This is a genomic window from Nocardia sp. NPDC005745 (genome assembly GCF_040630775.1).
Lineage (GTDB): Bacteria > Actinomycetota > Actinomycetes > Mycobacteriales > Mycobacteriaceae > Nocardia.
The window spans coordinates 331,310-352,391 of record NZ_JBEXYF010000001.1; the positions used below are offsets into that span (position 1 = coordinate 331,310).

A 21,082-nucleotide genomic window follows, 5' to 3' on the forward strand; every position below is an offset into this window, starting at 1 on the left:
ATATGACGTCACACTGATGTCATGGATTTGAACAAGTACACCAGTCGGCTGCGCGAGGACCTGATCGCGGCCGCGGCGCTCGGCGACGAGAAGACGCAGGCCACGGCGGCGGCCCTGGCCGCGGCTACGGAAGGCTCGGCCCGCTTGGTCCTGCTCGCCGCGCTGTCGGACCTCGCCGCCGAGGTCAGCGCCGCGCTGGGTGACCGGACGGTGCACGTGTCGATCGACGGCACGGACGCTTCCATCGATGTGCGCAAGAGCACGGTGGGCGACGAGCACCCCACCTTCGAGGAGATGACCGGAGACATCAGCCGGGTCACGCTGCGGCTGGTGGAGCAGATGAAAGCGCGCGCGGAAGAGGCTGCCGCACAGAGCGGTCAGTCCCTGAACTCGTGGCTGTCCAGCGCTGTGCACGGGGCCTTGCGCGACCAGATGCGCGGCTACGGGCCCAAACGCGACATCTGACCCAGTCGCGCTACAGCAACGCGGCCAGGTTGCCGCGGTCGCCGATGGCGACCTCGTCCAGTTCGAGCCAATCGGCCAGTTCGCGCAGCGCGCCACCGAGGGCCTGTGCGGTGGCCGCGGTGTCGTATCCGGGTTCGGCGAACGCGGCGGGCACCCACAACCGTCCGTTCGCGCGTTCCGCGCGCAGGTCGACCCGCCCGACGAGTTCACCGTCGAGCAGGAACGGGAAGACGTAATAGCCGTGCACCCGTTTGTGTTCCGGGGTGTAGATCTCGATGCGGTAGTGGAAGTCGAAAATCCGTTCCGTGCGGGCGCGGAAGAAGATCAGCGGGTCGAACGGGCACAACAGCGCGGCGCCTTCGACACGCCGCGGTGTCGCGGCGCCCGCCCGCAGATAGGCCGGTTTCCCCCAGCCCGGTACCTCCACCGGGATCAGCTCGCCCGCGTCGACCAGGTCGGCGATGGCGGGTTCGGTCTGGGTGCGATGAAGACGGTAATAGTCGCGCAGGTCCGCTTCCGTGCCGATGCCGTGCGCGGTGGCCGCGCGAAGCACCAGCTCACGGACGGCGTCCGGTTCGGCGACGTCGCGCGCCAGCACCTCCGCGGGCAGCACCCGCTCGGTCAGGTCGTAGTGCCTGGCGAAGCCCACCCTGGTCGCTACCGACAGCGCGCCCGCCGCGAACAGTTGCTCGCAGATCATCTTCGTATCGCTGAGGTTCCACCACGTGCCCTTCGGCCGCGGCTTGTCCAACTCCAGGTGGCGCTCCACCTCACCCGCGGTGGCCGGGCCCACCGCGGTGATCACGTCCAGGATGTCCTTGCCCAGGGTCGGATTGCGCTCGACCACCTTGCGCATGCCGGACCAACGCCCGTGCTCGTAGCGCCGCATCCGCCAGCGCAACAGCGGCCAGTCCTCGACCGGGATGAGCGCGGCCTCGTGCGCCCAGTACTCGACGAGCGCCCGCGGCCGCCGCGCGCCGTTGCTCCACGCGGCCTGATCCAGCACGGTGCGATCGTAGGGCCCGATCCGGCTGAACACCGGCGCGTAATGCGCCCGCACCACCGCCGACACCGAATCCAGTTGCAGCAACTGGGTCCTGTCCAAGACCCCGAGCACCGTCCGCCGCGTCGCCCGCCCGGGCCGGCGCACCCCGAAGCCCTGCGCCGCCAACGCCGTTCGCCGCGCCGCCGCCGCACCCATCTTCCGCATGACTGGCAACCATGCCACGGGGCACCGACAGGATCGCGCCGTCAGGTCGAGACGGTCACCGCGCCGGTGGTGTCGATCTCGGTGCGGCGGTCCCGGTCCGACGCGGTGGCCAGGACGGTGGCCAGGATGCGGCGGCCGCTCGGGAGGATGCGGACGGTGACCGAACCGTCGTTCGCGGCGTCCAGTTCCCGGGTGGCGGCGTCGATCACTTGCCTGCGCACCCGATGCGGGACGCCGGTGAAACCGCCGTCGTCGAGCAGGATCACCTCGACGCCGCGGGAGCGGGCTCCGCGGGCGGCGCTGCTGAGCTGATCGGTGGCCAGCTGCGGGGCTCGCAGGCCGTCGCGCAGTTCGGCTTCCAGGAGCCTGCACTGTTCCCGCTCCGCGGCGGTGAGTTCCTCCCCGTCGGCGATGCGTTCCAGGATCGGGCGCGCCACCGCGTCCAGCCGAGCCAGCTGACGGGTGCGTTCGGAATTCTCCGCGGCCATCGAGGCCTCGGCGGCGGCACGCATGGCCGCCTCCTCGCGCAGCAGCCGCAGCGAACGCTGGGTGGGCCGCATGATCGCCGCGAACAGGGAGACCCCCGCGACCGTGGCGACCGGCACGATCGAGCCGACGACGACGCCCACTCGCAGGCCTGCCACCACACCGACCACGGCGATCACCACGCCGATGCCCGCGACGCCGAGCCAGGCCGCGGCCGAGCGGCCGCGCAGCACCAGCACGGCGAGCACATAGGATGCGGCGAACGCCGTCCAGACCTGCTTCGACCAGCCGTGTTCGACATCGAACGAGGTCAGGGTCGTGGCCAGCGGTCCGGAGGCGGCGACGAACGCGGTCGCGGGCCAGGGCAGCGGATCGGTCGGCGCCACCAGCACCACGACACCGGCCAGCGCGAGCACGACCAGTGCCGCGACGGCGGCGGCCACCGGCGATTCGGAGAAGTTCCGGATCATGTACAGCACGATGGTCGCTTCGAGAACGACCAGGAACAGCCAGGCCGCGCGGTCCCGCAGTCCGAGCAGATCCCGCAGCCCGAATTCGGTTTCCGGCTCAGCCATTTCCGCCCCACACCAGCGTCACGGTCGTTCCCTCACCGGGCTCCGATTCCACGAAGCCCGCGCCGCCGGCCAGCTGACGCATGCGGCCCAGGATGCTCACCGAGATGCCGAGCCGATCGACCGGCACCTCACTCAGGTCGAAACCCGCTCCGTCGTCCCGGAACACCACGCGAATCCCACCCGCGCTGATCGTCACTGTGACGGTCCGGCGCACTTCGCGCCCGGCGACGGTGGCGTGCCGCAGACTGTTGCGCACGGCCTCGGCGAGTGCGGCCGCGATCGTGCTCGCGGCGTCCACCGGCAGATGCAGATCGTCGAACCCGGGCCAGCGTCGCGTGGTGAACCGGATGCCGGGGTTCACCTCGTGCACGGCGGAGCGGAGGAACCCGATCGCGGATTGCGCGTCCAGGCGGTCGGGTTCGTACCCGGCCACCCGGCACTCGTCGAGCTGTTCCAGGGTCCGTTCGGCCTGGCGGCGCAGTACCGGTGATTCGGTTCCCGCTCGCGAGGCGTCCAGCAAGGTGGACAGCACCGCGTCGTGGATCAGCGCGGCGAAGCGCGCACGTTCGCGCTCGCGGGCCGCCGCGCCCGCGACCGCCGCCGCCCGGCTGCTCTCGATCGCCGACTCGCGATCCACTCGCGCGGCTGCCGCCCTGGCATAGATCACGCACCACAGGAACAGCGCGCTCAATCCGGCGGCCCTGGCGAAGTCGCCGAGCAGCGCGAGCGCAGTGGTCTCCCGCACGACCAGATTCGCCAGCGCGCTGAACGCCGCGCCCACCACCAGGTACGCCACGGCGAGCGGCGGACGCCAAGCGAGCACCGCCGCGAGGACGCCCAGCGCCAGCACCCGGTACAACCACACCGACGCCGCCCCTTCGGCATCCGGCACGGCATACGCCAGCGGAACCACCGCCATGGCCGCGAGGAAACTCACCGCCGCCGCACCGGCGACCCGCTGGATCATCCGCCTGCTCATGCCGACCGAGACGATCGCGAGCACCGGGAACAGTCCGAACGCCAGCACCACCTCGACCACGGTCCACCGGACCGGCACGAAGCGGCTCTGGTCGGCGATCTCGGGCAGCTCGACGACCGCGGCGATCACCCCGGCGATGCCGATGGCCAGGCCGAACCTGCGCAGGATGCGGTCGGCGGCGCCCTCGGAGGCCTTCTCCCTGGACAGCGCGACGACTCCGCGACGCCAGCGGTTCACACGGAACCGGTCGAGCGGGAGGGAGCGAGAGCGCGACGTGGTGTCCAGCATGCTGGACGCGATCATCCGCGCGGATGCCGCTCGGGAACCGGCAGCCAGCCGTCCTCGACCGCTCGCTTGTACAGGTCGGTCTTGGTCGGCGCGGGACGACCGGCGTCGGCGTACTTCTGGCGGATGCGGCCGAGATAGTCGTTGACCGTCTGCTCGGACAGACCGGTCAACCGCGCGACCCGGGAGGCTTTCTCACCGGACGCGTACAGGGTGAGCACTTCCTCCTGACGCGGGCTCAGGCCCACATGGGACAGTTGCGGATCGCCGTCGATGGCGGCAGCCCAATCGGTGGTCACCACCTGCTCGCCGCCGGCCGCGCGGCGCACGGCGGCGACGACGGTCGGCACGTCCTCGGATTTGCGCACCACGCCCAGCACCCCCGCGCGCGCGGCGGCGCGCACCAGGAAGGCGTTGTCCGCGCCGGTGAAGACCAGCACCTCGATACCGCGGTTACGCAGGGCGCGCACGTTGTCCTCGGGCGAGGACCCGTCGGCCAGCCGCAGGTCCAGCACCACCAGGTCCAGCTTCGGCGCGCCGTCGGCGGCGGCGAGCAGTTCCGGCACAGTACCGGCGGTCAGCACCAGATCGAGATCCGTTTCCGGCGCGAGCATCGCGGCGAGACCGATGGCGACCGATTCGTGATCCTCGACCAATCCGATTCGGCGCGGGGCGTTCTCGTTCCCTTCGACCCAGGTCACCTGGCTCTCCCATCCCGAGCTACTCGTTCACATCCCCACCGCGACAACAACCGCAGACAGTATGCCGGTCCATGGTGCGCCGTGGTCAGACACCAGAATTCGGGGGGGCTCAGGCCATGAGCCCGGCCGCGAGGGTGGCCCCGAGCTCCCAGCACCGCTGTAGGTCTTCCTTGGCGGGCGGACCGGAGATCACCACCGCGGCGGCGGCCTGTTCCCAGCCCAGTCCGGTCGTGACGCTCACCACCCCGCGCTCGGCGCCTTCGGTGCCTTCGTTGCCGTGCAGGTACAGGCCGTACGGACGACCGCGCGTGGAATCGAGGCACGGGTAGTAGAACGTGTCGAACGCGTGCTTGAGCGCGCCGCTCATGTAACCGAGGTTCGCCGGACTGCCCAGCAGGTAACCGTCGGCGGCGAGTACGTCCGAGGCGGTGACGGCCAGCGCGGCGCGGCGCACGACCTCCACGCCTTCGATCTCGGGGTCGGTGGCCCCGGAGACGACGGCCTCGAACATCGCCTGCATATGCGGGGACGGCGTGTGATGGATGATCAGCAACCGGGCCACTCTGAGATGGTATCGGCCCGTGCGGCGGTCAGGCGGTGTCGCGCTCGTGCCGTTCCAGGGCGACCGCGCGGCGCATGGTCTCGCGGGCCCTGGTGCGGTCGCCCGCGTAGTCGTAGGCGCGCGCGAGGCGGTAGGAGACGCGCCAGTTGTCCGGGTCGGCCTCCCACTCCGCCTTGACCGTGGCGAACAGCTCGTCGGCCGCCGCGCGTTCGATGCGGCCGGAGGGCAGGCGCGGCAGATCGGTAGTGTCGAGCTCGAGGCCCTCGTCGTGGATGCGCCGCGCCAGATGCTGATGCGCCAGGGCCGCGCGCACGGTGGCCATGACGATCCAGACGCCCAGCAGCGGCAGGATCAGCACGCCGACGCCGATCACGATCGCCGCCACGTCGCCGGAACCGATCAAGCCGAACGCGATCCGGCCGAGCAGCAGGAAGTAGAAGCCGAGCACCAGGATGAGGGCCGCGATCAGCGCGACGACCTTGAGGACTTCCCCGCCGCCCTTCCGATCGGCCTGATCCGAGCCGCTCACGATCGCGCTCCGACGGGCGCCGTGCGCGCCCGCCGCGCGTGCCGACGTGCGCTCACAGGTCCAGGAACGGGTCGAGTCCGACGGTGAGGCCGGGGCGGTCGGCGATCTCCCTTACGCCGAGCAGCACGCCGGGTACGAACGACGAGCGGTCGATGGAGTCGTGCCGGATGGTGAGCGTCTCGCCCTGGGTGCCGAACAGCACCTCCTGGTGGGCGACCAGACCGGCCAGGCGCACCGAGTGCACCCGCACTCCGTCCACGTCGGCGCCGCGCGCGCCCTCCAGTTCGGTCGTCGTCGCGTCGGGACTGCGCTTGAGGCCGGCCTTGTCCCTGGCGGCGGCGATCAGGCCTGCCGTGCGGTAGGCGGTGCCGGACGGCGCGTCCGCCTTGTTGGGGTGGTGCAGTTCGATGACCTCCACCGATTCGAAGAAGCGGGCGGCCTGCTCGGCGAATCGCATGGACAGCACCGCGCCGATGGCGAAGTTCGGCGCGATCAGCACACCGACCTCGGGGCGGGCGGCCAGCCAGCCGCGCACCTGAGTCAACCGGGCCTCGTCGAACCCCGTGGTGCCGACCACCGCGTGGATGCCGTGGGCCACCAGGAACTCCAGATTCCCCATCACCACATCCGGATGGGTGAAGTCGACGACCACCTGCGTGTCCGCCGCGGTGAACGCCTCGAGCGAATCGTCCTTGTCGACGGCGGCGACCAATTCCAGGTCCTGCGCCGCTGTCACCGCCGCGCAGATCGCCTGTCCGACTTTGCCGCGCGCTCCGAGCACTCCGACCCGAATGGTCACCGCACCTCCTCGTTCCGTTTCCGGTCGGCATCAGCCTAATGGGCCCGGTCGAGCGCGATCCCTCCGCCGCCCGGCGTTCATCGCACCGCCTGCGGTTCACCGGCCTCCCGGCTCGGCGGACCCGCGAGATTCACGGCCATCCTCTGCAACAACCGCAGCACCTCGGCGAATTGCTCGTCGGTGATGCCCTCCGCCATCTGCCGCCTGCGCCGGCCGATCCGGACGAAGGCCGCCTCGTGCGTGGCGTGGCCCCGCTCGGTCAGCGACAGGACACCCGCGTCGTCGGAGACCAGTCCGGCGGCCACGAGTTGCGCCAGCTCGGTGGGCCATTCGGAATCGTCGGTCCAGAAGGTGTCGAGCGCGTCGCGGACGTCGTCGGCGCGCTGCGGTCCGTCGGCCAGCGAGTGCAGGCTCTGCCAGCGTCTGCGACTCAACCCGCCCGATGCGAGGTCTTCGTCGAAGCGCTGGTTGATCAACCGATCGAGCTCCACGAGCCAGTAACCGATACCGCGCTGGATGGCCATCACCACTCCTCTGTATGCGTGAAAACAATTAGATGTCATATTACATATGAATCCCGCGCATGACAGAGTGGAGTCATGGACGACCACGACGCGATCACCGTCGCCGTGGAAGCGGCGATGGTCCGGATCCGGCGCAGGCAGACGCGCGGTGCGCTGAGCGACGGCGCGATTCCCGTCGCCGTGTTCCGTGTGCTGGACGCCGTCGCCGACGGCTCGGCCGACACGGTGGGCGCACTCGCTCCGGCGCTCGGCGTCGATCAGCCCAGGGCGAGTCGCCTGGTGGCGCAGGCGGTTTCCGCCGGCCTGCTGGAACGCGTCGCCGATCAGCGCGACGGACGGCGTTCGGTCCTTCGCCTCACCGCCGCCGGCAACCGGGCTGTGACCGAAGCCAGAAAGGGCAGACGCACGACCATGGCCGCCGCCATGGCGGACTGGACGCCCGCGGAGCGCGCCGACTTCGCCCGTCTGCTCGAACGATTCGTCGACGCGATGGACCGGCCCGCCGGCTGAACGATCGCCGTGCGGCGGCGCGCCGGGTCAGTCGAAGACGATGACCTGGCGCAAGGCATGCCCCGCGGCGAGTTCGTCCATGGCGCGGTTGATTTCGTCGAGCCCGACGTGCGCCGAGACGAGCCGCTCCACCGGCAGGCGTCCCGCCCGCCACATGCGGACGTACTCGGGAATGTCCCGGGACGGCACCGCGGAGCCGAGGTAGCTGCCGACGATGGAACGGCCTTGGGCGACCAAGGCCAGCGGAGAAATGGCGGCACGGGCGTCCGGGGCGGGCAGCCCGACGGTGACGGTCGTGCCGCCGGGCGCGGTCGCGGCGACGGCGGTCTCGAAGGCGCGGACGTTGCCCGCCGCCTCCACCACCACCTCGGCCTGCACGCCGAGTTCGGCGACCTCGGCCGGGGTATAGGCCGCGTGCGCACCCAACTCCCGGGCGAGAGCGAGCTTGTCCGGCACGGTGTCGACCGCGATCACCTCGTGCCCTTCCGCGGCGAGCGACACCGCGACCAGCACTGCCGCCATACCGACGCCACCCAGACCGACGACCATGATCCGGTCCCCGGTACCGGGTCGCGCCGAATTCAGCAGGGCGCCACCGCCGGTCAGCACCGCGCAGCCGAGGACGGCGGCGACCTCGGCAGGCACGTCGTCGTCGACCGGCACCACCGACCTGCGATCCACCACCGCGTGCGTGGCGAAGGCGGAAACACCGAGGTGGTGATGCACCTCGGCGCCGTCGCGGGACAATCGCCGCCCGCCGTTGAGCAGCTCGCCCGCGTTGTTGGCGATGCTGCCGGGCACACAGGGCGTGCGGCCGTCGGTCGCGCACCCGGCGCACTCGCCACACCGCGGCAGGAAGGTCATGACCACGCGCTGCCCGACCGTGATATCGCCGTCGCCGGGACCGACCGCTTCCACCTTCCCGGCGGCCTCGTGGCCGAGCAGCATGGGCACCGGGCGGACCCGGTTGCCGTCCACCACCGACAGGTCCGAATGACACAGCCCCGCCGCCTCGATCCGGACCAGCAGTTCTCCCGGTCCCGGCTCGCGCAGCTCCAGATCACACACGGTGATCGGCGCCGACTCGGCGAACGGCGCGGGCGCCGCGATCCGCTCCAGGACCGCTCCACGAATCTTCATTCCGCCGACGCTACCGCTCGTGGCGGTCCGAGCCCACCGATCGCGGCGCGCGAGACCGGGCTTCGCCCACGGCCCCGTGCACCGGTCGACCTGCGGTGGCCCGGCGGAGCGCGATGCGGCTCGCGGAGGCGGTGATCGCAGGGTGCCTACGATGCACGAATGGGTGTGGATCTGGCGGATGTGGTCGAACGCTTGCATGCCGACCTCGCGGTGTGGCTCGGCTCGGCGGCGCCGGACGAGGTGTTCGAGCGGTTCGCGGCGGCGCAGCACGAGCGGTTCAGCATGGTGACCACCGGTGGTGAAGTGCTGGGCCGCGACGCGTTGCTCGCGGGTCTGCGTGGCGCGCGCAACGCCGTGCCCGGCCTCACCATCGAGGTGTCCGAGGTCGAAGAACTCCTGCGGTCCGGCGGCATCGCGGTCGTGCGGTTCCTGGAGACGCACCGGGCGGCCGGCGACACCACGCATCGCCGGGTGACCGCCGTGCTGACGACCGAGGATCCCGGTGGCGTTCGCTGGCTGACGGTGCACGAAACCGAGTCCACGCTCGCCTGACCATTCCCAGCACGGGGATGTGCGTGCTGCGGTCGCGACCGGAGTGCCGGACAATTCCTTGCCTCGTTTCCGGCCGCGCGTCGTCCCGGTGAGGGCTCGGATCGCGAAGCTGCGGTTCGGGAGAGAGGTGAACCCGAGGAGGTCGGTGCCGGTGGATCGTTGGGAACGCGACGGGCTGCGCTCCGCCAACAGCGGAATCCGCAACCAGGTCGACCACATTCTGGACGCGCTCGCCGAGCAGCGCACCCACCTGTCGGAGGTGCGCGAAAGGCTGGCCGCCGTGCGCTGCACGGCCGAGTCGGCCGACAAGCTGGTGGAGGTGACCGTGGACGCGGCGGGCGTCCTCGTCGATGTGCGCTTCACCCCGGCAGCACTGCGGAGCACGCCGGAACAGCTCGGCCGTTCGGTCACCGAGGCGGGCAGGCAGGCGGCGCGGCTGGCCCGAGACCGGCACGCCGCGATCATCGCCCCGCTCGTCGCCGAAGCCGAAGCGGTACCCGACCTGCCCGATCTGGTCCCCGGCGCACCCAGCCTGCGTGCGGTGTGGGAATCCACGGACCACGACTCCACCGACTAGCGAGTTCGGTACCCGAAGCCGCGACTCCTCGCCGGACGGGACGGTCCGGCCGATCCGGGCCGACTCGACCGGCGAGGAATCACGGCCATCCCGAGATCCATTGCGCTGTGCGCTGGTTCGGGTGGCTCGAGCATGCGGTCCTCGAGTGTCGGCACATGGCATCTACCTCCGTTCGGATAGGCAGCGCGTCGGCTGCCGGGATGGGCAAAGGGATCAGGCGTAGAGCTTCGCGAGGAACGTGTTCAGGTTGTCGCGCACTCGCTCGACCTTTTCCTCGGGGGTGAGGTCCTCGCGGTACCTGCTGCCGAGCGCGGGACGCTTCTTGTTCCGCGCGTACAGCGAGCAGGCGAGATCGGTGCACATGTAGGTGCCGACCGAGTTACCCCTGCGCCCGGACTCACCCGCTTTGTGCGCGGTCATCAGCGCGACCCCGCCGCCGGTGTGGGTGGTCAGGCAGATCGAGCACATCTGCGCGCGTCCGGTGCCGCCGGTCGCATACCGCAGGGCGACGCCGACCAGGCGCTCGTCCTGTGGGACGACCAGGTAGCCGCGCCCAGGAAAGGACGGATCGCTCCAGCCCAGGAAGTCCAGATCCGCCCATGGCCGCTCGTCCAGGTCCCTGGGCACGGGCAACCGCTTGGCGTCTCCTTTCGAACAGTTGACGAACGACGCCCTGATGTCGCGTTCGGTGACGGGCTCCACGATGGAATCTCCTTCGGTCGATCGGTAGGCAAACGGAAGCGACGTTACGGTCCCGCCGTGCGGGGAACAACGGATTTTCCGGCGTAGCGGCACAACGCGCCTCCCCCGGGGCGAGCCGGGCGCCGCGAACACCTCGGGCGTGGAGGCGGTTTCGCGGCCCGTACGGCGGGTATCCGCGCGCCAGCGGGAGGTGGTGGCGTGGTGCAAGACTCGAAGAAGGGGTTCGTGGCGCGACGCAGGCTGCGCGGGCCCGCGGATCTGCCGGGACGGTCGTGGTGGGGTGTGATCAAGCGGTCGGTCGGCGAGTTCCAGCGGGACAATCTGACCGACTGGGCCGCGGCGCTGACGTATTACAGTGTGCTGTCGCTGTTTCCGGGACTGATCGTCATGACCGCCGGGCTCGGCATGCTCGGGCGCAACGACACGCGGGCACTGGTCGACACCATCCGCGAGATCGGGCCGGGTAGCGGAACAGATCTGCTCGTCGACGCGGTGAACGAGATCCAGGAAGCGCAAGCCCCGGCAGGCCCGTTGGCGTTGCTCGGGTTGGCGTCGGCGCTGTGGACCGCGTCGGCCTACATCGGCGCGTTCATGCGCGCGACCAACGCCATCTACGACATCCAGGAAGGACGCCCGATCTGGAAGACCGTGCCGGTGCGGGTAGCCCTGACCGCCGCGGTGGTGATCCTGCTCGGCGTCTGCACCGTGGGCGTCGTCGTCAGCGGCTCGCTCGCCGACCGGATCGGCGGGTGGCTCGGACTCGCGCAGGCCACGATCGCCGTCTGGGACATCGTCAAGTGGCCGGTGATGATGGCACTGATCAGCCTGGTCTTCGCCCTGCTGTACTGGGCGGCGCCGAATGTGCGGCAGCCGGGATTCCGGTGGCTGACCCCCGGCAGCGCGCTGGCCGTCCTGCTGTGGGCCGGGGCGTCCTGGGGATTCGCGTTCTACGTCGGCCACTTCGGTTCCTACAACCGCGTCTACGGCTCCCTGGGTGGCGTCGTGGTCTTCCTCGTGTGGCTGTGGATCTCGAATATCGCGGTCCTGCTGGGCGCGGAGCTGGATGCCGAACTGGCACGGGCGCGCAACATCGCCCACGGCCATCCGGAAGACGCCGAACCCTATCTGCCGCCGCGCGACGATCCCGGCGAATGACGAACGGCCGAGGCCGTCGGGCTGGAGAACCGGGAGAGCGCCGGATGACCGGCGCGCGGGCCGGCGGCACGGTGCGCCGCAGGCCCGCGCGGGCGCGGATTCGTCACCGCTGATCGGTCTCGGTGTCCTTGCCTGCTTCCCGGATCGCTTCGGCGAGTTCGCCACGCAGACGCTCGGCGTTGGCTTCGTCGCCCGTGTCCTCGGCGGTGGTGATGTCTTGACGCAATTGCGCGATCATGTCCCGCGAAACCATAGGACCTCCCTCGTCTCTCCGGACGGTTTCCAGTGGAGGGGCGAACCGCGCCCCTCGTGCTCAGGGTGGCCGCTCGGGCAAGGACGAAACACTCCCGGACTCGTGCGGGCGGTGGCGGACGCCGGATGCGCCGCCGGCTCGCCCCGGGGCGATCGTCGCGCCGTAGAGTGGAAGATGCTCCGACGATTGAACCTCGACGAAGCGGGTATACGCCGTCGCGGTATGTCCGGATCGGCTTTCGCACCCTGTGGTATCGACCGCAGCCGCCGACCTGCCGCCGAATGAAACGGTTGTAACCAGTCCGTACGCCGAGCAAAGTGGCTCGACAGACCCCCTACGACGTGCCGGACGGGATGCCGTATTCGACAGAGCAGGAGCGTCGCATCGATGGAATCACTCACCTTCCACAGCGACAGTCTGGGTGCTACCGAGGATTTCCTCAATCTGAACTACACCAAGATGCGGATCGGCAACAGCACGGGGGTACCGGTCCGGACGAACATCACCCGCAAACTGCTCGGTCCGGTCAGCCTGGACGAGCTCGAGTTCAGCTTCGACATGAAGTACGACGCCCAGCCGCTGGGCAAGATATGCCTGTGCCAGGTGGCCACAGGCATGATCGAAGAAATTCCTCGACGGCACCACCGACTTCTTCCAGGCGGGCGACGTCGGGCTGCTCACGCCACCGGACCTGCCGTATTCCGGGGTGGTCCACCACGCCCGTTACAGCATCACGATGTTCGATCCCGCTCTGCTGACCCAGGTCGCGGCCTCGACCCCGGACCGCGACCTGGAACCGATCCGGCTGACCGGTCATCGGCCGGTCTCCCCGGCCGCCGCGCGGCACCTGTCGAATGTGCTCGAGCACATGCGCGGTCTCGCCGTCGACCGCACGGTGAGTGAACAACCGCTGGTCGCCTCCACTGCCGCGCAGTACCTCGCCGCCAGCGTGCTGCACGCCCTCCCCAGCACGGCACACACCGATCCGACCGCGCGCGACCGCAACGACGCCCATCCCGAGACGGTGCGACGCGCGCTGGCGTACCTCGAATCGCACATCCGCGACGACATCACCGTCGCCGACATCGCCGCCGCCGCCTACGTCACCGTCCGCGCGCTGCAACTGGCGTTCCGCCGCCATCTCGACAGCACGCCCATGGTGTACCTGCGGCGCCTTCGGCTACACGGGGCACACGAACAACTGCGCGACTGCTCACCCGAGGACGGCCACACCGTGACCTCGATCGCCGCGGAGTGGGGCTTCGCCCATCCGGGACGATTCGCGACCGCCTACCGCGACGCCTACGGCCGATTCCCCCATACGACGCTTCAAGTGTGATCCCTCGCACCCTGGCCTGCGGCGATCCCGGCCGCGCGCGGCGCGGGGGCAGTCGCGATCAGTCGCGCAGAGCGCGCTCTCGGAGTTCGGCGAGCGTCCGCGACAAGACGCGCGAGATGTGCATCTGCGAGACGCCGAGCGCGACGGCGATCTGGGCTTGCGTACATCCTTCGAAGAAACGCATGCGCAGTACGCGCCGCTCGCGTTCGGGCAGTTCGGCCAGCAACGGGGCGACCGCGAGCGCTTCGTCGGTCAGGTCGTAGGAGGGGTCCTCCTCGCCGAACGTCTCCGCGACCCGAACCGCGGCGCTGCCGGTGTCGTCGTCATCGATGACGGCATCGATGGAGTTCGTGGAGTAGGCGTTACCCGCCAGCAGGGCTTGCGTGACCTCGGTCAGGTCGATGTTCAGCTCCACCGCGATCTCGAGCGCGGTGGGCATTCGTCCCAGACGTTGGGACAGCCGCTCCACGGCCGGGCCGATGGTGAGCTGGATCTCCTTGATCCGGCGCGGGACCCGCACCGCCCAGCTGTGGTCCCGGAAGTGGCGGCGCACCTCCCCCATGATCGTGGGGACCGCGAACGACAGGAACGACGGTCCCCGTCCCGGGTCGAAGCGGTCGACCGCGAGCACCAACCCCACGGCGGCGATCTGGTACAGATCGTCGTAATTCTCTCCACGACCGACGAAGCGACGGGCGATATGCTCGGCCAGCGGCAAGCACCGGCGCATGATCTCTTCCCGCAGTCGCGGACGTCCGGGGTCGTTCTCGGCCATCGCGTGCAATTTCTCGAGCCACGGTTCGATTCCGTCGTAGCTGTCGGTTCCTCGCCGGGCCCGGCGGGGCGTGGCGGTCCTGTGGTTCGCGGTCGCCAGTGACATGAGCTTCCTCGATTCCCCTTTTCCAGCGGTCGACGCGCTCGTGCGATGGCCGACGAGGCGACGGTCGCCGAGTACCGCCCTACCGTTGCGTCAAGCGCTCGTGGGCGGTCTTGTTCGTATTTCGGACTGCCGCGGATGACCGGCACACGCGCGGCTGGTCGCCGCCGTGCATCGCAGGCGCCGAGCACGCCATGACCGGCACGCTCTGCCGCACCGCCAGCAGGTCCAGGATGCGCCGCACGGGCGCCTCGTACGGCACGGTCATGCCGACCGGCACGCCCGCTCGCGCACCCCATTCCGCCAGCCCCAGCACCACGCGCACGCCCGCACAGGACAGAAAACGCACCTCGCACAGATCGATGACGACCGGAAGAGGGTTCGGCGTTGTGTCGCAGTATTTTTCGACGATCTCGGTCATCGACGTGAAGCATTCCTCGGCCGTCGCCGCATCGAGTTCACCGTATGTGACGAGGATCAAGCCGTCGCCGGTTCGGATTACTTCCACGCGGTTCTGACAGGTCATGCGCACCTCCGGTGGCCGGTATCGGCACAAGACCGCAATTCGAGCTTGGCAGGGAGCGCCGGTGCTGTCAGTGCGATAGACGAAGTCCGCCGGGGCATCGGTCCGAAAAACGAAACGCCCCGCGGCGTTCCGGCTGCCTGTCGCTCGATGATCAGTCGCGGGGTATGCGGTGGTGGACGGTGAGCAGGATGTGGTCGAAGGCGGCGACCAGGTCCGGCGGTGGCGGCGGCACGAGGAGCAGCTCCTTGATCAACTGCTGGGCGAGCGCCCGCAGCTTGGTGTTGGTTTCCTGCGAACGCCAGCGCAGGACCTGGAACGCTTGCTCGGCGCTGATCTGATAGATGCGCATGAGCACGCCTTTGGCCTGCTCGATCACGGCGCGGTTCTCGTAGAGTCCGGGCAGCGTCGCGGTCAGCATGGCTTCGTGGGCCTCGGCGAGAGTGTCGGAGAGGTCGACGTAGAAGCCGGAGGTACCTACCGCGGTGCCCGCGTCGTCCAGGATCCGGTCGGCGACGACGAGCACGGTGTGTTCCTGGCCGGACAGGTCGATGAACCGATGCCTGCTCGAGAAGGGTTCGCCGTGATCGATGGCGCGTGTGATGGTCTCGGCCACGTGCGTGCGGTCGTCGGGGTGTTTGTGTGCGAGCAACAGCTCTGTGGTGGGCTCGATCTCGCCGGGCCGGTAGCCGTGCATGCGATACACCTCCTCCGACCATTCCCACCGCCGGGTGGCGAACCAGAACCGGAAGCTTCCGACCGCAGGCCGCTCGGGCGGTGCCGAGCCGTTGGTGGTCAAGTCGGACGTGTCGAACTGCATATGCCGAGTCATGAATGCTGTGCCTCTCCGAGGTACAAGGGGCTTGCGGCCGCAACGGCTCCGCGGACCACTGCCATCCCTCGACGGGATCACACGGACGCGGGCACGTCGGGCCGAGAATCCGCTGTTGACTCAACGGCCGGCGCACGCGCACATTGTGGCGGCAACCGGGGACCCACGAGCCAGTATGTCATCCGCGTCCGGCTGAGGCGCGGTAAGCCCGGAACAATGCCCGGCAACCGAGCCGACGCAGGAATTTGTCATCCGCGGTAACCGATTGGCATCCAGAGCTTTCGAGCCCGGATGACAGCGCCGGCTCACAGCGTGACTCCCGATTCGCCTCGCGCGCGATCGGAGCCGTCGCACCGGATGCGCGGTGTCCAGCAGGTCCCGCGCACGAGTAGCGGGGCGAGTGTCACGTCCCCGGATCGCCCCAGGCGGCAGGCACTCCGGAAACCGTGGCCGGCTCCGATTCCGAGAACGCCGCGGCGGCACCGGAGCCGACGAACTCGGCCGCCGCAAGTACCGCACGGCGCACCGCGCTTTCGGGTCCGCTGCCCTCGCCCAAGTGAGCTGCCGCGGCGACGGCGAAACCGTCGCCCGCACCGCGGGCGTCACTGCCATCGGGCGCCTTGGCCGCGGCCGGAAGCGGGATGCGCAGGCGTTTACCCGACGCGCGCAGGCACATCAGGGCGCCCTCCGATCCGAGGGTCACCGCGATCGCCTGCACGGCCCACCCTTTGGCGAGTTTCCACAGGTCCGGTCCATCATCGAGCCGACCGGACAGCAGGGCGAGCGCTTCCGCGCGACTCGGGGTGACCAGAGCCGCACCCGGGATCGGGACGGATCCGCGCGGATGGGGATCCCAGACGACCGGGACGTGAGCGGCGTGGGCGCGCAGCAGCGCGCGGATCTGCGGGTGGGTCGCGGTGCCGCGACCGTAGTCCGAGACCACGACGGCATGCGCCGCCGCGAGCGCGGCGTGCGCCGCCTCGGGCAGCAGGTCGGTGCCGAGGCGGCCCGTACCGGAATCGATCCTGGTGATCAGGACCGGCCGCCGGGGCTCCTTGGTTCTGGCCTGCCCGTTCGGGGCGGCCCACGGACCGATCGCTCGCACCCGTTGCTTGCAGACCGTCGAACCGTGCAAGGGCAGCGCGATGACCCGGACGTGGCCGTCCAGCAGTCCGCGCAGCCGTGCAGCCGCCTCATCGGAGGCGAAGCCGGCGATGAGAACGACTTCCCGCTCTCCCGTCGCGGCGAGCCGGGCTGCCAGCCCCGCCCCACCGGGACGGAACGTCCGGTGCACGACGTCGACGACAGGAGCCGCGGAATTCGGACTGCACCGGTCGGCGCGACCGTCGACGTCGATGTCGAGCAGCGCGTCGCCGATCACGACGAGCGGATCGGCCGCCGCCATCAATCCCGCTCCGACGCGTCTTCCGACGCCGTGCACCGTCCGGCGCCTGTTCCGGACGTGGCGGGCGGTGGCGGACCGGCATCCGGCCCTGTCGCTCCGGCTCCGCTCAGCGGGCCTGCGTGCTCGGACACCATGGCGATCTGCACTGCCGGCTCCGTTCGCCGCGGACGACTGGGTCGAATAGCAGTAACCGATCGGGGCCTCACGGCGGCGAAGCCCGCAGGTGCTGACATGCCCGGACCGATCGGGACGAAACATGCGAAGCCGAAATACCGCCCGAATCGCACCCTGATCTGCGCTGATCAGCGCAGGGCTTCCGGCATTGCCATCGGCTGTGCTCGAACGAATCCGGGAGACGACGGACGCGAGGCCCCGGTGGCGGGACTACCGCCCGGACGTACAGGGGCGTGGGTAGGGACGCACCGTCGCCGCTTCGGGTCCGCGGTCGGTGATCGTGGTGGTGAAGACGACGGTTTGCCCCGGACCGAGGGTTTTGTATCCGCGGGTGTCGATGGCGCGGAAGTCGACGAACACCGGGCTCGTGCGGTCATCGGGCTCGAGGTAGCCGAAGCCCTTCTCGGTGTTGAACCAGGCGACGGTGCCTGGGCGCCATTCGGTGGCCGTGGCCGGAACGACGGTCTCGCGATGCCGGCGTGGCGGCCGGGATCGAACAGGGGCATGCGTGGTGATTGTCATGGGAAGCGTGTCGCGGGAGGGGAGCTGCGGGCCCGGGACACCGGGTGCCGGGCCCGCGTCGGAAGAGAGTGACGTGACGGTTCGATGGGTCCGCAGCATCACCTGCCTTTCGCTGTGCTCGTCTTTCCGTCGGCACCGACTGGATGCCTCTTCCGCCGCGGAGGTCCGCGCTCGCGCGGGTGCGGACGGTGCGCGGGGATCCGGCCGCGCAGGGCGGCCACTTCCGGGGAGCGCCGCAGCCCGGTCACGCCCTCGTGGGCAGAAGCCAGGCGCGGCGGCGCCGGCGGACATCGCGCGGGAGCCAGAGCTTCACAAAGGATCTCGTCCACCTCGGCGAACAACACCTCGAGTTCGGCATCCAGCAGCGTTGGCTCGCAGACGTCATCCCACGTGTCGAGCAGGGTCACGACCCTTCACCTCCTACCGGAACGTGCTGGGCCCCGTGGCGATCAGGCGTCGATCACCTGGTGGCCGTTACCGCGGGCGACCTCGATCTTGCGGGGTTTGGCCCGTGCGGCGACCGGGATTCGCAGCCGGAGTACGCCATCGGTGTAGTCGGCGCCGATACGCTCGGTGTCGAGTCCCTCTCCGAGGAATATCTGACGACTGAACACTCCTCGGGTGCGCTCCGCGGCGATCATCTCCCGGCCCGAGTCCAATTCGGGGCGCTGTGCGCGCACGGTGAGGACATTGCGTTCCATGTCCAGGTCCAGGGAGCCGGGATCGATACCGGGCAGATCGAGCTCGACCACGAATTCCTCGCCGTCGCGCCAAGCGTCGATCGGCATGACGGCCGGGTGTGCTGCCGTGCCGAGCACCTGTTGCGTGAACCGCTCCAGATCGCGGAACGGGTCGGTACGCATCAACATGGTCGCCACCTCCAACTCACTCCATCTACCTCGTGGTACCGAGATAACCTGTGCTGAATCAGATAGATTTCTTATAGCACTATCCAAAAATGAGCGCAAGAGGTCGTGGTAGGCAACTTTCAGGGCGCGATACCGGACCGCGCTTGTTGCTCACCGCACTACTACGGTCGGCTCTGAGCGGGAATACGGAACGACGAGTGAGCCGGATGCGCTCGAATGATGACACCGGAACCATGAATGACCTGCTCGTTCCGGGTGACTCCGGAAGCGGGTCGGAAGACTTCGTGGAGCGGATGACGGGATTCGAACCCGCGACCCTCACCTTGGCAAGGTGATGCGCTACCAGCTGCGCTACATCCGCATTCGCATCGCGGTGCCCGTGATGCGACACAGAACATTAGCGGACACTCATGGCGAAAAGCCAATCGCCGCTCATGCCCGCTGGACCTCCGCCCGGTGGCGGCGCAGGCCGAGACCGGCCGCGAGCAGGCAGGCGAGGGCGACCACTCCGACGAACCAGGGGAACACCGCGCTCAGACCCCAGGTGGTGGCCGCCCAACCGGCCAGGATGGTGGGCAGGGCCATCGCCGAGTAGGCGAGCAAGTAGTACGCCGACATCGTCTCGCCGCGCTTGTGGTGCGGCACGACCTCCGACAGGTGACGCAGCGATCCGCCGAAGCCGAGGCCGAAGGTCGCACCCAGCGCGACGCCCGCGGCGAGCACGGCGATCCAGTTGTGCGTGGCCAGCGCGGGCACCGTCAGCAGGAGCGCCAGCGCCATGCCGGTGTCGCCGAGGATCGCGGCCCACCGGGCGGGCACGCCGGTCGCGAACAGCTGCACCGTGGCGCCGGAGAGCGCGGTCGAGGCGACGACGGCGCCGCCGAAGACCAGATTGTGGATGCCGGTCTGCTGCGTGGCCAGCGAGGGGTACAGCGACAGCAGCACGCCCAGCACCGACCAGGCCGCCATCACGCCGATGGCGGAGAACCAGAAATCGCCGCGAATCTCTTGCGGCACGGCGGGTCTCGCGATCCGGATGCGTCCGGCCACCCGGGCCGAGTGCGGTTCGCGCAGCGCGAGCACTCCGGCGCCGATCGCCAGGCAGACGACGGTGATCACGACGTAGGGCGTGCGCAGCGGATGCGGTGCGTACTGCGCCAGCAGCGCCGAGCCCAGGATCGCCACCGCCATCCCCACGTTGAAGGCGACACCGCTGAGCTGCCCGGACCGCGCGCCGCGGTGCGGACGTAGATCCAGCAGCGCGGCGGCGCCCGCGACCACGGTCGAGCCGACCGCGATGCCGTGCAGCGCACGCGCCAGCAGCAGCATCGGCACGCTGTCGGCGAGCACGAAGACGAGCAGCCCGGCGACCATCGTGGCGAAAGCGCCGAGCAGCACCGGTTTCCGGCCGACCACGTCGGAAATCCGCCCGGACACCAGCACCGCGCCCAGGGCGGCTACCGCGTACACCGCGAACACGATGGTCGTGGTGAGCGGGGAGAGATGCCACTGCTTCTGATAGATGCCGTAGAGCGGCGCCGGAACGCCCGAAACCCCCAGCGCTACGCCACTGGCCGCGAGGACCAGGGCGTAGGCCCAGGGCTGTGCGGTCTGCTCATCGACGGCCACCGCCATTGTCGCTGCCATCGGAACTCCGATCAGGTAAGTTTGATGATGATCGAACCACAGTCGACGATACATCCAGTACGACGATCATCAAACCTGAGAGTGAGCCGGATCATGCCCGATGCGCGAGACGCGGACCAGCAGGCGCCCCCGGTGGCCGCGTTGCCCGCGGTGCTCAGCGCGCTGCAGGACCCGGTGCGCCTGGAGATGGTGCGCCGGCTCGGCAACGCCGGAACGGCGGTCCGCTGCGGCGCGCTCTACGAGGTGATCAACAAATCGACCGCCACCCACCATTTCAAGATCCTGCGTGACGCGGGCGTGATCGAGCGCCTGATCATCGACGGCCACACCTGCCAGCGCCTGCGCATCGACGATCTCGAGGCCGCCCTGCCGGGACTGGTGCCGACGATCGTCGCGGCCGCCAATCGCGCCCGCGGGGACTGACCCTGCCGAGGCAGTGCGCGCTCAGCAGTTGTCGAAGCGCCACTGCCCGTCGATGAATGTCCAGGTCTTCGGCTTCGTGTCGTCCTGACCCGCGCGGGAGTCGGAATGCTCGACCTTGACCGTGCCGGTCGAGCCGGAGGTGGTGACGGTGATTCGCGCGGGCTCGGACTTCAGGTCCCGGCCGTCGTAGAGCTGCGCCATGGACGCCACGTAGTCGTCCTCGTTGAGCGTGAGCTTGCACCGCGCGGAACGGAACCGGTACGCGGCGGCGTAGTCGTGACTCGCCAGCGCGTCGGTCATCTTCGTGGCTTCCGCGCGTAGTGCGGACTCGGTCGGCTCGCCCGCCTTGCCCGCCTCCGCGTCCGTTCCGCCGCACCCGGACAGCACGAGGACGGGCAGCGATACCGTGACCAGCGCGCGAAGGGTACGATTCGTTCGGTTCATCTCGACTCCTTGCCAGAGATCGC

The 21,082-nt window shown here is 69.6% G+C and carries 28 protein-coding genes and 1 tRNA gene; 7 read left to right on the top strand and 22 right to left on the bottom strand.

Features of this window, described 5'->3' with window-relative positions; translation table 11 throughout:
- Positions 1–21: 21 nt before the first annotated feature.
- Positions 22–465 carry a hypothetical protein gene (locus ABZ420_RS01650; RefSeq protein WP_063053393.1) on the top strand — a complete coding sequence of 148 codons (444 nt, stop codon included), beginning with the start codon at positions 22–24 and terminating at the stop codon, positions 463–465.
- A 10-nt stretch (positions 466–475) separates the two neighbouring features.
- Here ABZ420_RS01650 and ABZ420_RS01655 read toward each other — a convergent pair whose 3' ends face one another.
- From ABZ420_RS01655 to ABZ420_RS01690, 8 genes are all read right to left on the bottom strand, one after another.
- Positions 476–1,675, bottom strand: coding sequence for a crosslink repair DNA glycosylase YcaQ family protein (locus ABZ420_RS01655; protein WP_357116034.1), 1,200 nt, complete (start codon positions 1,673–1,675; stop codon positions 476–478).
- A 41-nt stretch (positions 1,676–1,716) separates the two neighbouring features.
- Positions 1,717–2,736 (bottom strand): hypothetical protein, encoded by a 1,020-nt coding sequence (locus tag ABZ420_RS01660; protein ID WP_357116036.1) that lies wholly within the window; start codon positions 2,734–2,736, stop codon positions 1,717–1,719.
- Positions 2,729–4,003 (bottom strand): ATP-binding protein, encoded by a 1,275-nt coding sequence (locus tag ABZ420_RS01665; RefSeq protein ID WP_357116038.1) that lies wholly within the window; start codon positions 4,001–4,003, stop codon positions 2,729–2,731. Before ABZ420_RS01665 ends, ABZ420_RS01660 begins: the two co-directional genes overlap by 8 nt.
- Positions 4,004–4,014: 11 nt before the next feature.
- Positions 4,015–4,701 (bottom strand): response regulator transcription factor, encoded by a 687-nt coding sequence (locus ABZ420_RS01670; protein WP_357116040.1) that lies wholly within the window; start codon positions 4,699–4,701, stop codon positions 4,015–4,017.
- Positions 4,702–4,810: 109 nt separating this feature from the next.
- A complete protein-coding gene (locus tag ABZ420_RS01675) occupies positions 4,811–5,263 on the bottom strand; it encodes a flavodoxin family protein (RefSeq protein ID WP_357116042.1) in 453 nt (150 codons plus the stop codon).
- A gap of 28 nt (positions 5,264–5,291) precedes the next feature.
- On the bottom strand, positions 5,292–5,792 hold the full coding sequence (locus ABZ420_RS01680; RefSeq protein WP_357116044.1) for a hypothetical protein: 501 nt from the start codon (positions 5,790–5,792) through the stop codon (positions 5,292–5,294).
- Between the two features lie 52 nt (positions 5,793–5,844).
- Positions 5,845–6,591 (bottom strand): 4-hydroxy-tetrahydrodipicolinate reductase, encoded by a 747-nt coding sequence (dapB, locus tag ABZ420_RS01685; RefSeq protein WP_357116045.1) that lies wholly within the window; start codon positions 6,589–6,591, stop codon positions 5,845–5,847.
- Between the two features lie 77 nt (positions 6,592–6,668).
- Entirely contained in the window at positions 6,669–7,115 is a 447-nt protein-coding gene (locus tag ABZ420_RS01690) for a hypothetical protein (protein WP_357116047.1), read from the bottom strand.
- 75 nt (positions 7,116–7,190) lie between these two features.
- Here ABZ420_RS01690 and ABZ420_RS01695 point away from each other — a divergent pair, with 75 nt between their 5' ends.
- Positions 7,191–7,625, top strand: a complete 435-nt coding sequence (locus tag ABZ420_RS01695) for a MarR family winged helix-turn-helix transcriptional regulator (protein ID WP_357116049.1) — start codon at positions 7,191–7,193, stop codon at positions 7,623–7,625.
- Positions 7,626–7,652: 27 nt separating this feature from the next.
- Here the strand turns inward: ABZ420_RS01695 and ABZ420_RS01700 are convergent, their stop codons facing one another.
- Positions 7,653–8,765: an alcohol dehydrogenase catalytic domain-containing protein gene (locus ABZ420_RS01700; RefSeq protein WP_357116051.1), complete on the bottom strand. Its 1,113-nt coding sequence runs from the start codon at positions 8,763–8,765 to the stop codon at positions 7,653–7,655.
- Positions 8,766–8,924: 159 nt separating this feature from the next.
- Here ABZ420_RS01700 and ABZ420_RS01705 point away from each other — a divergent pair, with 159 nt between their 5' ends.
- The gene (locus tag ABZ420_RS01705) at positions 8,925–9,317 is read left to right on the top strand and encodes a DUF4440 domain-containing protein (RefSeq protein WP_357116053.1); all 393 of its coding nucleotides are present in this window, start codon (positions 8,925–8,927) and stop codon (positions 9,315–9,317) included.
- 145 nt (positions 9,318–9,462) lie between these two features.
- Positions 9,463–9,894, top strand: a complete 432-nt coding sequence (locus ABZ420_RS01710; protein ID WP_357116055.1) for a YbaB/EbfC family nucleoid-associated protein — start codon at positions 9,463–9,465, stop codon at positions 9,892–9,894.
- A 213-nt stretch (positions 9,895–10,107) separates the two neighbouring features.
- On the opposite strand, the gene ABZ420_RS01715 is transcribed toward ABZ420_RS01710, so the two are convergent.
- Positions 10,108–10,596 carry an FBP domain-containing protein gene (locus ABZ420_RS01715; RefSeq protein WP_357116057.1) on the bottom strand — a complete coding sequence of 163 codons (489 nt, stop codon included), beginning with the start codon at positions 10,594–10,596 and terminating at the stop codon, positions 10,108–10,110.
- Between the two features lie 198 nt (positions 10,597–10,794).
- Between ABZ420_RS01715 and ABZ420_RS01720 the strand changes: the two genes are divergently transcribed.
- Positions 10,795–11,751: a YihY/virulence factor BrkB family protein gene (locus tag ABZ420_RS01720; RefSeq protein ID WP_357116059.1), complete on the top strand. Its 957-nt coding sequence runs from the start codon at positions 10,795–10,797 to the stop codon at positions 11,749–11,751.
- Positions 11,752–11,854: 103 nt separating this feature from the next.
- Here ABZ420_RS01720 and ABZ420_RS01725 read toward each other — a convergent pair whose 3' ends face one another.
- Positions 11,855–12,004 (bottom strand): hypothetical protein, encoded by a 150-nt coding sequence (locus ABZ420_RS01725; protein WP_357116061.1) that lies wholly within the window; start codon positions 12,002–12,004, stop codon positions 11,855–11,857.
- 393 nt (positions 12,005–12,397) lie between these two features.
- Positions 12,398–12,685 (bottom strand): hypothetical protein, encoded by a 288-nt coding sequence (locus ABZ420_RS01730; RefSeq protein ID WP_357116063.1) that lies wholly within the window; start codon positions 12,683–12,685, stop codon positions 12,398–12,400.
- A gap of 55 nt (positions 12,686–12,740) precedes the next feature.
- Between ABZ420_RS01730 and ABZ420_RS01735 the strand changes: the two genes are divergently transcribed.
- Complete coding sequence (locus tag ABZ420_RS01735) at positions 12,741–13,343, top strand: helix-turn-helix transcriptional regulator (RefSeq protein ID WP_357116065.1); 603 nt, start codon at positions 12,741–12,743, stop codon at positions 13,341–13,343.
- 58 nt (positions 13,344–13,401) lie between these two features.
- Here the strand turns inward: ABZ420_RS01735 and ABZ420_RS01740 are convergent, their stop codons facing one another.
- The 9 genes from ABZ420_RS01740 to ABZ420_RS01780 form a co-directional block, all read right to left on the bottom strand.
- Entirely contained in the window at positions 13,402–14,223 is an 822-nt protein-coding gene (locus ABZ420_RS01740) for an RNA polymerase sigma factor SigF (protein WP_357116067.1), read from the bottom strand.
- A gap of 79 nt (positions 14,224–14,302) precedes the next feature.
- Positions 14,303–14,746 carry an STAS domain-containing protein gene (locus tag ABZ420_RS01745; protein ID WP_357116069.1) on the bottom strand — a complete coding sequence of 148 codons (444 nt, stop codon included), beginning with the start codon at positions 14,744–14,746 and terminating at the stop codon, positions 14,303–14,305.
- A gap of 151 nt (positions 14,747–14,897) precedes the next feature.
- Positions 14,898–15,563: a PAS and ANTAR domain-containing protein gene (locus ABZ420_RS01750; RefSeq protein WP_357116071.1), complete on the bottom strand. Its 666-nt coding sequence runs from the start codon at positions 15,561–15,563 to the stop codon at positions 14,898–14,900.
- Positions 15,564–15,978: 415 nt separating this feature from the next.
- Positions 15,979–16,980: a PfkB family carbohydrate kinase gene (locus ABZ420_RS01755; protein ID WP_357116073.1), complete on the bottom strand. Its 1,002-nt coding sequence runs from the start codon at positions 16,978–16,980 to the stop codon at positions 15,979–15,981.
- A gap of 384 nt (positions 16,981–17,364) precedes the next feature.
- Positions 17,365–17,676 carry a cold shock domain-containing protein gene (locus ABZ420_RS01760; protein WP_357116075.1) on the bottom strand — a complete coding sequence of 104 codons (312 nt, stop codon included), beginning with the start codon at positions 17,674–17,676 and terminating at the stop codon, positions 17,365–17,367.
- Between the two features lie 98 nt (positions 17,677–17,774).
- Positions 17,775–18,083: a hypothetical protein gene (locus ABZ420_RS01765; protein ID WP_357116077.1), complete on the bottom strand. Its 309-nt coding sequence runs from the start codon at positions 18,081–18,083 to the stop codon at positions 17,775–17,777.
- A gap of 42 nt (positions 18,084–18,125) precedes the next feature.
- Positions 18,126–18,560 carry an Hsp20 family protein gene (locus tag ABZ420_RS01770; RefSeq protein WP_357116079.1) on the bottom strand — a complete coding sequence of 145 codons (435 nt, stop codon included), beginning with the start codon at positions 18,558–18,560 and terminating at the stop codon, positions 18,126–18,128.
- A gap of 270 nt (positions 18,561–18,830) precedes the next feature.
- Positions 18,831–18,906 (bottom strand) — tRNA-Gly (locus tag ABZ420_RS01775).
- A gap of 71 nt (positions 18,907–18,977) precedes the next feature.
- Positions 18,978–20,192: an MFS transporter gene (locus tag ABZ420_RS01780; RefSeq protein ID WP_357116081.1), complete on the bottom strand. Its 1,215-nt coding sequence runs from the start codon at positions 20,190–20,192 to the stop codon at positions 18,978–18,980.
- Positions 20,193–20,285: 93 nt separating this feature from the next.
- Here ABZ420_RS01780 and ABZ420_RS01785 point away from each other — a divergent pair, with 93 nt between their 5' ends.
- On the top strand, positions 20,286–20,615 hold the full coding sequence (locus tag ABZ420_RS01785; RefSeq protein WP_040868114.1) for a helix-turn-helix domain-containing protein: 330 nt from the start codon (positions 20,286–20,288) through the stop codon (positions 20,613–20,615).
- A 21-nt stretch (positions 20,616–20,636) separates the two neighbouring features.
- On the opposite strand, the gene ABZ420_RS01790 is transcribed toward ABZ420_RS01785, so the two are convergent.
- Entirely contained in the window at positions 20,637–21,059 is a 423-nt protein-coding gene (locus ABZ420_RS01790) for a hypothetical protein (protein WP_357116084.1), read from the bottom strand.
- Positions 21,060–21,082: the final 23 nt, after the last annotated feature.

Coding starts and splice junctions, on each gene's coding strand:
- ABZ420_RS01650 (WP_063053393.1), top strand. CDS start 22: ATGGATTTGAACAAGTACACCAGTCGGCTGCGCGAGGACCTGATCGCG.
- ABZ420_RS01655 (WP_357116034.1), bottom strand. CDS start 1,675: ATGCGGAAGATGGGTGCGGCGGCGGCGCGGCGAACGGCGTTGGCGGCG.
- ABZ420_RS01660 (WP_357116036.1), bottom strand. CDS start 2,736: ATGGCTGAGCCGGAAACCGAATTCGGGCTGCGGGATCTGCTCGGACTG.
- ABZ420_RS01665 (WP_357116038.1), bottom strand. CDS start 4,003: ATGCTGGACACCACGTCGCGCTCTCGCTCCCTCCCGCTCGACCGGTTC.
- ABZ420_RS01690 (WP_357116047.1), bottom strand. CDS start 7,115: ATGGCCATCCAGCGCGGTATCGGTTACTGGCTCGTGGAGCTCGATCGG.
- ABZ420_RS01695 (WP_357116049.1), top strand. CDS start 7,191: ATGGACGACCACGACGCGATCACCGTCGCCGTGGAAGCGGCGATGGTC.
- ABZ420_RS01700 (WP_357116051.1), bottom strand. CDS start 8,765: ATGAAGATTCGTGGAGCGGTCCTGGAGCGGATCGCGGCGCCCGCGCCG.
- ABZ420_RS01705 (WP_357116053.1), top strand. CDS start 8,925: ATGGGTGTGGATCTGGCGGATGTGGTCGAACGCTTGCATGCCGACCTC.
- ABZ420_RS01725 (WP_357116061.1), bottom strand. CDS start 12,004: ATGGTTTCGCGGGACATGATCGCGCAATTGCGTCAAGACATCACCACC.
- ABZ420_RS01735 (WP_357116065.1), top strand. CDS start 12,741: ATGTTCGATCCCGCTCTGCTGACCCAGGTCGCGGCCTCGACCCCGGAC.
- ABZ420_RS01740 (WP_357116067.1), bottom strand. CDS start 14,223: ATGTCACTGGCGACCGCGAACCACAGGACCGCCACGCCCCGCCGGGCC.
- ABZ420_RS01745 (WP_357116069.1), bottom strand. CDS start 14,746: ATGACCTGTCAGAACCGCGTGGAAGTAATCCGAACCGGCGACGGCTTG.
- ABZ420_RS01750 (WP_357116071.1), bottom strand. CDS start 15,563: ATGCAGTTCGACACGTCCGACTTGACCACCAACGGCTCGGCACCGCCC.
- ABZ420_RS01755 (WP_357116073.1), bottom strand. CDS start 16,980: ATGGCGGCGGCCGATCCGCTCGTCGTGATCGGCGACGCGCTGCTCGAC.
- ABZ420_RS01760 (WP_357116075.1), bottom strand. CDS start 17,676: ATGACAATCACCACGCATGCCCCTGTTCGATCCCGGCCGCCACGCCGG.
- ABZ420_RS01780 (WP_357116081.1), bottom strand. CDS start 20,192: ATGGCAGCGACAATGGCGGTGGCCGTCGATGAGCAGACCGCACAGCCC.
- ABZ420_RS01785 (WP_040868114.1), top strand. CDS start 20,286: ATGCCCGATGCGCGAGACGCGGACCAGCAGGCGCCCCCGGTGGCCGCG.
- ABZ420_RS01790 (WP_357116084.1), bottom strand. CDS start 21,059: ATGAACCGAACGAATCGTACCCTTCGCGCGCTGGTCACGGTATCGCTG.